The organism is Anaerococcus sp. Marseille-Q7828, from assembly GCF_949769285.1.
Taxonomy (GTDB): domain Bacteria; phylum Bacillota; class Clostridia; order Tissierellales; family Peptoniphilaceae; genus Anaerococcus.
The window spans coordinates 248,985-260,755 of the sequence record NZ_OX458331.1 but is presented as its reverse complement, the minus strand read 5'-3'; the positions used below and the strand labels follow the sequence as shown (position 1 = coordinate 260,755).

At 42.9% G+C, this 11,771-nt stretch carries 2 protein-coding genes, 19 tRNA genes and 3 rRNA genes; all 24 read left to right on the top strand.

Annotated elements, in window-relative coordinates; translation table 11 throughout:
* The first annotated feature begins 209 nt into the window (after positions 1-209).
* Positions 210-1,738, top strand: a 16S ribosomal RNA gene (locus QNH69_RS01300).
* Positions 1,739-1,810: 72 nt separating this feature from the next.
* Positions 1,811-1,886: transfer RNA gene (locus QNH69_RS01295), tRNA-Ala, on the top strand.
* 181 nt (positions 1,887-2,067) lie between these two features.
* A 23S ribosomal RNA gene (locus QNH69_RS01290) occupies positions 2,068-5,251 on the top strand.
* A gap of 188 nt (positions 5,252-5,439) precedes the next feature.
* Positions 5,440-5,556: ribosomal RNA gene (rrf, locus tag QNH69_RS01285) — 5S ribosomal RNA — on the top strand.
* Together the 16S, 23S and 5S rRNA genes with 19 tRNA genes alongside form the textbook arrangement of a ribosomal RNA operon.
* Positions 5,557-5,701: 145 nt before the next feature.
* Positions 5,702-5,776 (top strand) — tRNA-Asn (locus QNH69_RS01280).
* A 55-nt stretch (positions 5,777-5,831) separates the two neighbouring features.
* A tRNA-Leu gene (locus tag QNH69_RS01275) sits at positions 5,832-5,920 on the top strand.
* Between the two features lie 54 nt (positions 5,921-5,974).
* Positions 5,975-6,051, top strand: a tRNA-Met gene (locus QNH69_RS01270).
* A 70-nt stretch (positions 6,052-6,121) separates the two neighbouring features.
* A tRNA-Glu gene (locus QNH69_RS01265) sits at positions 6,122-6,196 on the top strand.
* A 134-nt stretch (positions 6,197-6,330) separates the two neighbouring features.
* Positions 6,331-6,406: transfer RNA gene (locus QNH69_RS01260), tRNA-Val, on the top strand.
* Between the two features lie 62 nt (positions 6,407-6,468).
* Positions 6,469-6,545 (top strand) — tRNA-Asp (locus QNH69_RS01255).
* A 26-nt stretch (positions 6,546-6,571) separates the two neighbouring features.
* Positions 6,572-6,647 (top strand) — tRNA-Thr (locus tag QNH69_RS01250).
* A gap of 48 nt (positions 6,648-6,695) precedes the next feature.
* Positions 6,696-6,781 (top strand) — tRNA-Tyr (locus QNH69_RS01245).
* A gap of 96 nt (positions 6,782-6,877) precedes the next feature.
* Positions 6,878-6,951, top strand: a tRNA-Gly gene (locus QNH69_RS01240).
* A 9-nt stretch (positions 6,952-6,960) separates the two neighbouring features.
* A tRNA-Arg gene (locus QNH69_RS01235) sits at positions 6,961-7,037 on the top strand.
* Between the two features lie 36 nt (positions 7,038-7,073).
* Positions 7,074-7,149 (top strand) — tRNA-Gln (locus QNH69_RS01230).
* 3 nt (positions 7,150-7,152) lie between these two features.
* Positions 7,153-7,228 (top strand) — tRNA-Lys (locus QNH69_RS01225).
* A gap of 68 nt (positions 7,229-7,296) precedes the next feature.
* Positions 7,297-7,386 (top strand) — tRNA-Ser (locus QNH69_RS01220).
* A gap of 103 nt (positions 7,387-7,489) precedes the next feature.
* Positions 7,490-7,583: transfer RNA gene (locus tag QNH69_RS01215), tRNA-Ser, on the top strand.
* 13 nt (positions 7,584-7,596) lie between these two features.
* A tRNA-Phe gene (locus tag QNH69_RS01210) sits at positions 7,597-7,672 on the top strand.
* Positions 7,673-7,918: 246 nt separating this feature from the next.
* A tRNA-Trp gene (locus tag QNH69_RS01205) sits at positions 7,919-7,994 on the top strand.
* Between the two features lie 3 nt (positions 7,995-7,997).
* Positions 7,998-8,074: transfer RNA gene (locus QNH69_RS01200), tRNA-Ile, on the top strand.
* 41 nt (positions 8,075-8,115) lie between these two features.
* Positions 8,116-8,192, top strand: a tRNA-Ile gene (locus QNH69_RS01195).
* Between the two features lie 1,378 nt (positions 8,193-9,570).
* Positions 9,571-10,476 carry a DMT family transporter gene (locus QNH69_RS01190; RefSeq protein WP_282928820.1) on the top strand — a complete coding sequence of 302 codons (906 nt, stop codon included), beginning with the start codon at positions 9,571-9,573 and terminating at the stop codon, positions 10,474-10,476.
* 89 nt (positions 10,477-10,565) lie between these two features.
* Positions 10,566-11,765, top strand: coding sequence for a S41 family peptidase (locus QNH69_RS01185; RefSeq protein WP_282928819.1), 1,200 nt, complete (start codon positions 10,566-10,568; stop codon positions 11,763-11,765).
* Positions 11,766-11,771: the final 6 nt, after the last annotated feature.

The window sequence follows — 11,771 nt, the reverse complement described above, 5'->3', positions numbered from 1 at the left end:
ATCAATGATTATGTAAAAACAAAACATAATCAACCTATCAAAAAAACTTTAAATAAGTTATTGACAACTTATCCAAGTTGATTCTTTGAACGGATGATTAAAAAATAAATCACGCATTGATTAATAATCAGTGTAAATGAAAAAGAGCTTGAATCAAAAAAGTTCTTATGAAATAAACTTAAAACTACAATATAAGTAGTAAACATATTTTTCATGAGAGTTTGATCCTGGCTCAGGATTAACGCTGGCGGCGTGCATAACACATGCAAGTCGAACGATGAAACTCATTAGATTTCTTCGGAATGACAATGAATGGATTAGTGGCGAACGGGTGAGTAACGCGTGAGTAACCTGCCTTACACAAGGGGATAGCCTCTGGAAACGGAGAATAATACCCTATGAAACTATCTTATCGCATGAATAGATAGTCAAAGTGTTTAGCGGTGTAAGATGGACTTGCGTCTGATTAGCTAGTTGGTGAGATAACAGCCCACCAAGGCAACGATCAGTAGCCGGCTTGAGAGAGTGTACGGCCACATTGGGACTGAGACACGGCCCAGACTCCTACGGGAGGCAGCAGTGGGGAATTTTGCACAATGGGGGCAACCCTGATGCAGCGACGCCGCGTGATTTAGAAGGCCTTCGGGTTGTAAAAATCTTTTGTATAGGAAGAAAATGACAGTACTATACGAATAAGGTCCGGCTAATTACGTGCCAGCAGCCGCGGTAATACGTAAGGACCGAGCGTTGTCCGGAATCATTGGGCGTAAAGGGTACGTAGGCGGTTAGAAAAGTTAGAAGTGAAAGGCTATAGCTCAACTATAGTAAGCTTTTAAAACTGTTTAACTTGAGAGATGGAAGGGAAAGTGGAATTCCTAGTGTAGCGGTGAAATGCGCAGATATTAGGAGGAATACCGGTGGCGAAGGCGACTTTCTGGCCATTATCTGACGCTGAGGTACGAAAGCGTGGGTAGCAAACAGGATTAGATACCCTGGTAGTCCACGCCGTAAACGATGAGTGTTAGGTGTCTGGAGTAAATCTGGGTGCCGCAGCTAACGCAATAAACACTCCGCCTGGGGAGTACGCACGCAAGTGTGAAACTCAAAGGAATTGACGGGGACCCGCACAAGCAGCGGAGCATGTGGTTTAATTCGAAGCAACGCGAAGAACCTTACCAAGTCTTGACATATTACGGCGTGTTTTAGAGATAAGACACTATATCTTCGGATAACTGTAATACAGGTGGTGCATGGTTGTCGTCAGCTCGTGTCGTGAGATGTTGGGTTAAGTCCCATAACGAGCGCAACCCCTATGGCTAGTTACCATCATTAAGTTGGGGACTCTAGCAATACTGCCGGTGACAAACCGGAGGAAGGTGGGGATGACGTCAAATCATCATGCCCTATATGACTTGGGCTACACACGTGCTACAATGGCAGGTACAGAGGGCGGCGAGACGGTGACGTCAAGCGAACCTCAAAAAGCCTGTCCCAGTTCGGATTGCACTCTGCAACTCGAGTGCATGAAGTTGGAGTTGCTAGTAATCGCAGATCAGAATGCTGCGGTGAATGCGTTCCCGGGTCTTGTACACACCGCCCGTCACACCATGGAAGTTGGCAATACCCGAAGCCTGTGAGCGAACCTTTTAGGACGCAGCAGTCGAAGGTAGGGTCAGTAACTGGGGTGAAGTCGTAACAAGGTAGCCGTATCGGAAGGTGCGGCTGGATCACCTCCTTTCTAAGAGCGAGGAGCCGACACGTTGGCTCCTCACCGAGAAAAGAACTACGTATTCATTGATATTAAATATATGGGGGTATAGCTCAGCTGGGAGAGCACCTGCCTTGCACGCAGGGGGTCAAGAGTTCGAATCTCTTTACCTCCACCAGCAATTTTGCCAAAGCAAAATTGAAAAAATATGAACCACTTAAACTGAAGAACACAGTACCAACAAGTACTAACGTCATTTTATCATTTGCACCAAAGGTACAAATTCTAAAATGATTGCAAATCATAGATTTGCAACTCCCTCAGCTTAAGCATAAAACTAAATAGCAAACAATATTTCCAGTCAAGAAAGAAAGGGCGCCAGGTGGATGCCTTGGCACATGAAGACGACGAAGGACGTAAGTGAACGAAAACTAGGGCAAGCTCACAAAAAGCCATGACCCCTAGGACTCCGAATGGGGAAACCCGGCTGTGGAAGACACAGTCATCATTAAGCGAATACATAACTTAATGAAGTAAGACCCTGCGAACTGAAACATCTAAGTAGCAGGAGGAAAAGAAAGAAAACTCGATTTTCCAAGTAGCGGCGAGCGAAAAGAAAACAGCCCAACCCAATAAGAAATATCAAGGCAAGTCGAATCATTTGGGAAAATGAACCAAAGAAAGTGAAAGTCTTGTAGACAAAAGCCAAAATATTTTTGGGAGCAAGTAGCAGTGAACACGAGGAATTTGCTGTGAAGACAGGGGGCCCATCCCCTAAGGCTAAATACTAACATGTGACCGATAGCGAACAAGTACCGTGAGGGAAAGGTGAAAAGAACCCCGCAAGGGGAGTGAAAAAGAACCTGAAACCTAGTGCCTACAAGCAGAGAGAGCACAATAGTGTGATCTCGTACCTTTTGTAGAATGGGCCAGCGAGTTATCATATAAAGCAAGATTAAGCATTTAAGATGCGAAGTCAAAGCGAAAGCGAGTCTTAACAGGGCGAAAGTTAGATATGATAGACCCGAAACCGGGTGATCTATCCATGGTCAGAGTGAAGGTGAAGTAAAATTCACTGGAGGCTCGAACCGGGTGCGGTTTAAAACGCATCGGATGAACTGTGGATAGGGGCGAAAAACCAAACGAACCCGGAGATAGCTGGTTCTCCTCGAAATAGCTTTAGGGCTAGCCTATGACCAAAGATTTAAGGAGGTAGAGCACTGAATGGCCTAGGGCGGCATACCGTACCAAAGCCTATCAAACTCCGAATGCCAAAAAATCAGGTCATGGAGTCAGACTTAGAGGGATAAGCTCCTAAGTCGAAAGGGAAACAGCCCAGACCGACAGCTAAGGTCCCAAAATCTGGATTAAGTGGAAAAGGATGTGAACCTACCAAGACAACCAGGACGTTGGCTTAGAAGCAGCCATACATTCAAAGAATGCGTAATAGCTCACTGGTCAAGTGGGTTTGCGCCGAAAATAAACGGGGCTAAAATCCAGTACCGAAGCTTCGGATTGATAGAGAATTTAAATCTATTCACATAAAAGGAAACCATAAAAAAGGTAAGCGAAAAAACTTAACTAGGAAATATTAAAACACAATCAAGATAAAACGAGTTATCAAGCAGGCTCGTCCGGCCAAGAGAGGACCATTAACGTCGCCGCATCATGCGACCACGGAGTGGCGTCAAAGGTACGAACGAGTCAGCTAAAACAATAACCAAAATTAATTACGCAAACAAAAAAAGGTAAGTTGTAAAAAAGAACTCAATTATCACCGAAAACAGACATACAAAAAAGTATGACCCTGGTTAAGCGTATTCAAAAACCAAAAAAGTGGTTACTTATGTATAGATTTAAACTCTCTATCAGTGGTAGAGGAGCATTGTATTAGGGCTGAAGCCTAAGCGAAAGCAAGCGTGGACTTAATACAAGAGAGAATGCTGGCATGAGTAGCGAGAAGGAGAGTGAGAATCTCTCCCGTCGAAACCCTAAGGACTCCTGAGCAAGGCTCGTCCCCTCAGGGAAAGTCGGGACCTAAGGCCAGGCCGAAAGGCGTAGCCGATGGACAACAGGTTTAGATTCCTGTACCGCTTAAAGTCGCTAAAGAGACGTGATGACGCAAGAGGATAAGCTAGCTGCCCGATGGATGGCAGTCTAAGCACAAAGGCTGATTAGTAGGCAAATCCGCTAATCATAAAAGCTAATGTGTAATAGGCATCGAAAACATAAGTAGAGAAATAGCCGACTTCAAATTGCCAAGAAAAGTCACTATCAAGACCAAAGCGCCCGTACCAAAACCGACACAGGTAGGGAGGTAGAGAATACCAAGACGCGCGGAAGAACCTTTGTTAAGGAACTCGGCAAAATGTCCCCGTAAGTTAGCGAGAAGGGGAGCCTGAGCGATCAGGCCACAGAAACCAGGCCCAAGCGACTGTTTACCAAAAACACAAGTTTCTGCAAAATCGAAAGATGACGTATAGGAGCTGACACCTGCCCGGTGCTGGAAGGTTAAGGGGAAGGCTTAGAGCAATCGAAGGCTAGAACTTAAGCCCCAGTAAACGGCGGCCGTAACTATAACGGTCCTAAGGTAGCGAAATTCCTTGTCGGGTAAGTTCCGACCCGCACGAAAGGTGCAACGATTTGGGCACTGTCTCAACAAAGGATCCGGTGAAATTGTAGTAGTCGTGAAGATGCGACTTACCCACGCTAGGACGGAAAGACCCCGTGGAGCTTTACTGTAGGCTGATATTGGATTTTGAGATTAGACGTACAGGATAGTTGGGAGACAAAGAAGTGTGTACGCCAGTATACACAGAGTCACCCTTGGGATACCAACCCTCTAATATCAAAATTCTAACATTGACCCATGAACCTGGGCAATGGACATTGTCAGTTTGGCAGTTTGACTGGGGCGGTCGCCTCCCAAAAAGTAACGGAGGCGTTCAAAGGTTCGCTCAGAATGGACGGAAACCATTCGCAGAGTACAAAGGCACAAGCGAGCTTAACTGCGAGAGACACAGCTCAAGCAGAGTAGAAATACGGACTTAGTGATCCGGTGGCACCGCATGGAAGGGCCATCGCTCAACGGATAAAAGCTACCCCGGGGATAACAGGCTTATCTCCCCCAAGAGTCCACATCGACGGGGAGGTTTGGCACCTCGATGTCGGCTCGTCTCATCCTGGGGCTGAAGTAGGTCCCAAGGGTTGGGCTGTTCGCCCATTAAAGAGGCACGCGAGCTGGGTTCAGAACGTCGTGAGACAGTTCGGTCCCTATCCAGCGTGGGCGTAAGAAATTTGCGAGGAGCTGTCCCTAGTACGAGAGGACCGGGATGGACATACCACTGGTGTACCAGTTGTTTCGCCAGAAGCATAGCTGGGTAGCTAAGTATGGCATTGATAAGTACTGAAAGCATCTAAGTACGAAGCAACCCTCAAGATAAGATTTCTAAAAGAAGGTAAAGAAAATACCTTAGATAGGTCCAAGGTGTAAGTACAGTAATGTATTAAGCTAAAGGATACTAAACATTAAATCTTGACTGGAAATATTGTTACGGACCTAATCACATTTGCAGAGCAAATGTATGATAGGTCCTAGTCGAGAGTGTCCCAACGGTAGAGCTCGAAGAGCTGTAGCTTGGCAAGACACTTACGGACAAGTCGTAAGTATAACAAAAGCTTAAGCTAAGTCCTTTAACTCGACTAGCTATTTAGAAAGGTTCAAAAATATATATAGTGACGATAGCGTTGGGGATACACCTGTATCCATACCGAACACAGAAGTTAAGCCCAACTACGCCGATGGTACTCGGAGGGTGACCTCCCGGTAGAGTAGGAAGTTGCTAAACAAACTAAGCCCGGCCGGCTCATGGAGGAGATTATCCCCGTCATATTGGGGCTCCATGAAATGGTCGCAGGGCGTTAGCCCGAGAATATAAGCTAGCCTATAGAGGCTAGACTAGTAATAGATGAAATAATATCAAGTATAAATATGCTTAGGTAGCTCAATGGTGGAGCACCCGGCTGTTAACCGGTAGGTTGTGGGTTCGAGTCCCACCCTGAGCGCCAAAATTGGTTTTTAAGTATTTGCTCAAAGACTGATACCTAGTAAAACATAGTATTTGCCGGGGTGGCGGAACAGGCAGACGCACAGGACTTAAAATCCTGCGATGGTCAAACATCGTACCGGTTCGATTCCGGTCCTCGGCACCATTAAACTAGTGGTATGGTCCTTGGAGGACTTGCATTAAGCACGGAAATATATGCCGCGGGATAGAGCAGTCTGGTAGCTCGTCGGGCTCATAACCCGGAGGTCGTTGGTTCAAATCCAGCTCCCGCAACCAATATGTTTTTATTAAAAAAATATTTGCGTTATGATAAACTTTATGTTATAATAATAAAGTCGTTTCACAAGGCCCTATGGTCAAGCGGTTAAGACACCACCCTTTCACGGTGGTATCCCGAGTTCGAATCTCGGTAGGGTCACCATAATGACCTATCACCATTTACAAAGTAAATGGATTGAAGGTCAGATGTCGCGGTGTTTCAAAGTTGCTTGCAACTTTGTCAACAAGCCGACAGTTAGTATGTAATATGAGAAACACTCTTTATACATACGATTTGGAAGTATAGCTCAGTTGGGAGAGCATCTGCCTTACAAGCAGGGGGTCACAGGTTCGAGCCCTGTTACTTCCACCATAAAACTAGCCTGTGCGGCTAGGGAATTATAAAAAGATATATTACAAACGTTATTAATTTATGGCCTGGTAGTTCAGCTGGTTAGAATGCCGCCCTGTCACGGCGGAGGTCGTGAGTTCGAATCTCATCCAGGTCGCCATTTGGATTGCAATAGTAATCCAATGCGCTGATGTAGCTCAATTGGCAGAGCAATTGATTTGTAATCAATAGGTTGTAGGTTCAAGTCCTATCATCAGCTCCAATATAAACCTTTTATGGTGCAAAATAAATTATATAAATACATATATTTGGGGATGTTCCAGAGTTGGCCAAATGGGACGGACTGTAAATCCGTTAGCTTTGCTTTCAGTGGTTCGAATCCGCTCATCCCCACCAAAGACAAGCCTGTGCGGCTCTTGGAGCACCCTCCATGGAATGGTCGCACGTAGTGCGAAAGAGGCACAAGCTAAATTTTCAAATTGTGCCGGATATGCGGGTGTAGCTCAGTGGTAGAGCCCCAGCCTTCCAAGCTGGTTGCGAGGGTTCGATTCCCTTCACCCGCTCCACAAAAATTTGCGCCTGTAGCTCAGCTGGATAGAGCAACGGACTTCTAATCCGTGTGTCGGGGGTTCGATTCCTCCCAGGCGCGCCAACACTACCTTTTATATATAATCTGCATACTGTATTTTGGGATATAGCCAAGTCGGTAAGGCACCAGACTTTGACTCTGGTATGCGTAGGTTCGAGTCCTGCTATCCCAGCCATATGATCCATTAGCTCAGCCGGTAGAGCACCTGACTTTTAATCAGGGTGTCCGGAGTTCGAATCTCCGATGGGTCACCAAAAAAGATAAGCCTATTTCTTATGAGATAGGCTAATCTAATATAATTTTATAGCAATAATTTATCAATGGAGAGGTACCGAAGCGGTCATAACGGGGCGGTCTTGAAAACCGTTAGAGTCTTTGGCTCACAAGGGTTCGAATCCCTTCCTCTCCGCCAATTATTTTATAAACAAAAATTTGAAAATAGATGGCGAGGAGACTTCTTCAGACCATTGTAACGAAGTATTCCAATATAAGCCAAATGGTCATTTTTATTTAATGGAGAAGTACTCAAGTGGCTGAAGAGGCTCCCCTGCTAAGGGAGTAGATCCTTTCAATAGGGATGCGAGGGTTCAAATCCCTCCTTCTCCGCCATTTTTTTATTTATGCCCAGATAGCTCAGTCGGTAGAGCAGAGGACTGAAAATCCTCGTGTCGGTGGTTCGATTCCGCCTCTGGGCACCATAAATATGCCCGTGCGGCTAAAGGAGCATCCTCCATGGAATGGTCGTGCGAAGCACGAAACACGCCTGCCCGGTGTCCTGAGAGGGCCTGTGCCCAATAGGCACGGAATTACCGCAGGAGCAAAGCGACGAGGACCATAAAATATTTTGTCAAAGTTGTCGAACATTAATTCTTATTTGATTAATTATTATTATTTGTATATAAAGGATAAACCGCCCAAAATTACATAATTAGTTTTTACCATCTAGGGGAGTAGTTCAGTTGGTAGAACGTCGGTCTCCAAAACCGGATGTCGCGGGTTCAAGTCCTGTCTCCCCTGCCATATGGACCTGTAGCTCAGGTGGTTAGAGCGCACGCCTGATAAGCGTGAGGTCGGTAGTTCGAGTCTACTCAGGTCCACCATAATTAATTTATTTGTAAATTTAATACCACATTTTATTTGTGGGCCTCTAGCTCAGTCGGTTAGAGCGCCCGGCTCATAACCGGTAGGTCCAGGGTTCGAGTCCCTGGAGGCCCACCAAGTTTGGCACCCTTGTAGGGTGCCTTTCTTATTATAAAGATATAACTTCGTTTAACGTACCGGTTATGAGCCTTTCGGCTCCTAACAGTTTTCTGGACTCATTTCATTCGTCTCAGAAATTTTAAATGCAAGCATTTAAAACCCTTCCGGGACTGCGTCCAGGTTTCGAGTCCCTGGAGGCCCACCAGAAAAGCACCATCAATTGATGATGCTTTTCTTTTTATATACGTTTATACTTCGTTTGAGGTACTGGTTATGAGCAAGCTCATAACAGTTCTCTGGACTCACTACGTTCACCTCAAAGATTTCAGATGCAAGCATCTGAAACTGCACTGCAGACTGCGTCCAGGGTTCGAGTTCATAACTAGCCCGTCCGGCTGATAGAGGACCCTCCACGGAGTGGTCGAACTTGTGAGAAGCCCACCAAGTTTGGCACCCTTTGTAGGGTGCCTTTCTTATTATCTACATATTGGCTTCGTTTGACGTACCGTTTATGAGCCTTTCGGCTCCTAACAGTTTTTCGGGCTCACTTTGTTCACCACGAAAATGTAAAGTCTTTCAGACTTTCCATCCCTCAGTGGACTGCGTCTAGGGTTCGAGTTTATAACTAGCCTGTCCGGCTGATAGAGGACCCTCCATGGAATGGTTGCACGAAGTACAAAGCCCGTCCGGCTGATAGAGGACCCGTGTGGAGCACCCGCAGGAGCGTAGCGAAGAGGTAAGCCTGTCCGGCTAAGGGAGGACCTGTGCGTAGTAATCGTATTTGTGTGAGTCAAGCAGACTAGCACACCATTGGGATGATTTTATATTATCCAAAAATAGCTTTCATTTCAGCTAACGGTTATGAGTTTTACTTATACACGCTTCTTTCGAACTCTTCTGCACTTTCTTGCTAAGTTTTCTGTCTAAGTATTTGCAAAAGTTATATTTACCTGGATTAGGCAGAATCATACAAAAAACTTTATTTTATTGCAATCATATTTTGACTATGTATACATTTGTTATAAAGAATAAGCTTAGGTCATTATATAAGACATTTGAGTATAAGATAAAAATTCTTTTAGCCATAAGCTTGTCATCCTCGAGGGAGTGGTAGCGACCGAGGGATCTTATAAGGAATAATTTATCAGAGGATTTTTAGCTAATGCTATGAATATTAACATGGCCTGGATTATAATGCTATTTATAAATTTTTTTTATTTTTTTTATATTCATAACTCTCTTCTAAGTGTTTATTATAAATCTACTCTGTTTCGCTTCTTAAGATTTTGCTTTTAAACCTAAACATTAGTTTATTGTTAGCTCTTCTTACTTTTCTATATTTCTATTTTATTTGTTATAATGATTAGTAGGTAATTGATTTTTTTTGGAGATGCTTATGACAGATATTAATAAAAAGAATGAAACTATTGGGATTTTGTCGGCTTTTTTCTGCGAAACTCTCTACGGTTTATCTTATATTTTTACTAAAAAGGCTACTCAATCAGCTACTACTTTTGCTCTTTTGGGCTGGAGATTTTTGCTTGGGGCTATTGTGATGACTTTATTTGTTTTGTTTAAAGTTATTAAGGTTGATTTTAGGGGTAAGTCTATAAAGGAACTTCTGCCTGTTGCTTTATTTTCTCCTTGTATTTATTACATAGCTGAGACTATTGGTATTGATCACACGACGGCTTCTGAAAGTGGTATTTTTCTGGCCTCTATTCCTATAGCTTCTCTTATTGCATCAAGTTTACTTTTAAATGAAAAGCCTAGCAAAAGACAAGTTACTGGTATAATTGTAACTCTAATTGGAGTCTTGATTACTGTTTTATCTCTTGGATTATCGTCAAGTTTTTCTGTAATCGGATATTTGTTTTTGCTTATTGCTGTTATCTCCTATGCCTTATATAGCGTTTTTGTTAGCAAGGTTAAAACTTACACAGAGTCTGAGGTCACATATATGATGCTTATTTGTGGAGGCTTATTTTTTACCATTCTTGCAATAATAGAGGCTTTGTCTAATGGAAGTTTCCAAACTCTCATAAGTCTTCCATTTAATGACAGGAACTTTTTGATTGCTATTTTATACCAAGCTATAGGCTGTTCTATTTTGGCCTTTTTCTTATCCAATATGGCTATTGCAAGGATTGGTGTTAATAGAACATCCTCTTTTATAGGCGTTTCTACAGCAGTTTCCATTCTTGCGGGAATTTTGATATTAAATGAGGGATTTGAGCTTTATCAAGTTCTTGGAGCAATTGTAATCATGGTGGGTGTCTATATAGCTAATATTAATAAGTAGCTGTTTAAAAATAGCTGAAAAATTGTATAGTTATATTATTATATTCTTTAAAAATTACTACTTTATTTGAGTAATAGATTGGAGGTTTTATGAAAAAATTTGGCAAATTTATCTTAGCCTTACTTATTGTAGCTGGTGTCGGATACACAGGCTATACAATAGGTGGCAATATGGGTGGTGTTTCTACTGCAGATAATAGGGATAGTGAACACATAGCCGATATGCAAGGACTAAAGGCATTATTAAAACAAAATTATTTATATGATTTTACAGATGATCAAATATATGAAGGTTCATTAAAAGGGATGTTTGCAAACCTAGGTGATCCTTATACTTCTTATTATTCACCAGATGAGTTTTCAAAGCTTATGGAAACATTAAACGGTAGATACCAAGGTATTGGTGTTTCTGTCCAAGCTAGCAAGGAAGGATATATAAAAGCTATTTCTGTTTTTGATAATTCCCCTGCCAAGGAAGCTGGTATTATGCCTGGTGATTATATAACAAAGGTCAATGGAACTGCTTTTGGTGCAGATCAGCTAGAAGAAGCTGTTGCAGAAATCAAAGGCGAACCAGGTACTAGTGTTAATTTGACTATCTTAAGAGTGGAGGAAAATTCTACAAATTCTAAGGAGTTTGATGTCGAGGTTGATAGGGCTGATGTAAATGTAGATACTATTGATGATGATATTGTAGAAATCGATGGAAAGAAAATTGGCTATATTCACATAATGGCATTTGACGATGTGACTTGGAATGACTTTTCTGAAAGCTTTAATAGACTTAAGAGCCAAGATATTGATGGACTTATCCTAGATGTTAGGAACAACCCTGGTGGCGCTTTGGATGTAGTAATTAACATAGCTGATAATTTCCTAGACGAAGGAACAATTGTAACTACAAAGGAAAAAGATGGCAGTGAAACTGTTGAAAAGAGCAACGCTGACTTTGATGATATACCACTAACCATCATCCAAAATGAAAACTCAGCATCAGCTAGTGAAATCCTTGCTGGAGCTCTAAAAGATCGAGGAAGAGCTAAGGTAGTCGGCACCCAATCTTTTGGAAAGGGAGTTGTTCAAAAAATCTTCAATCTTCAAAATGGTGCTGGTGCAAAAATCACTATAAGTGAATATTTCACACCAAATGGAACTCAAATTAATAAGGTTGGTGTTACTCCGGATATTGAGGTTGAAGCAGACGAAGACTTTGATATAAGCAAAAAAGACTTAGCAAATGATAAGCAGTTTATATACGCACTCAATGAGCTTCTAGAAGAAATTAAATAGGTGTAG

Coding starts and splice junctions, on each gene's coding strand:
- QNH69_RS01190 (WP_282928820.1), top strand. CDS start 9,571: ATGACAGATATTAATAAAAAGAATGAAACTATTGGGATTTTGTCGGCT.
- QNH69_RS01185 (WP_282928819.1), top strand. CDS start 10,566: ATGAAAAAATTTGGCAAATTTATCTTAGCCTTACTTATTGTAGCTGGT.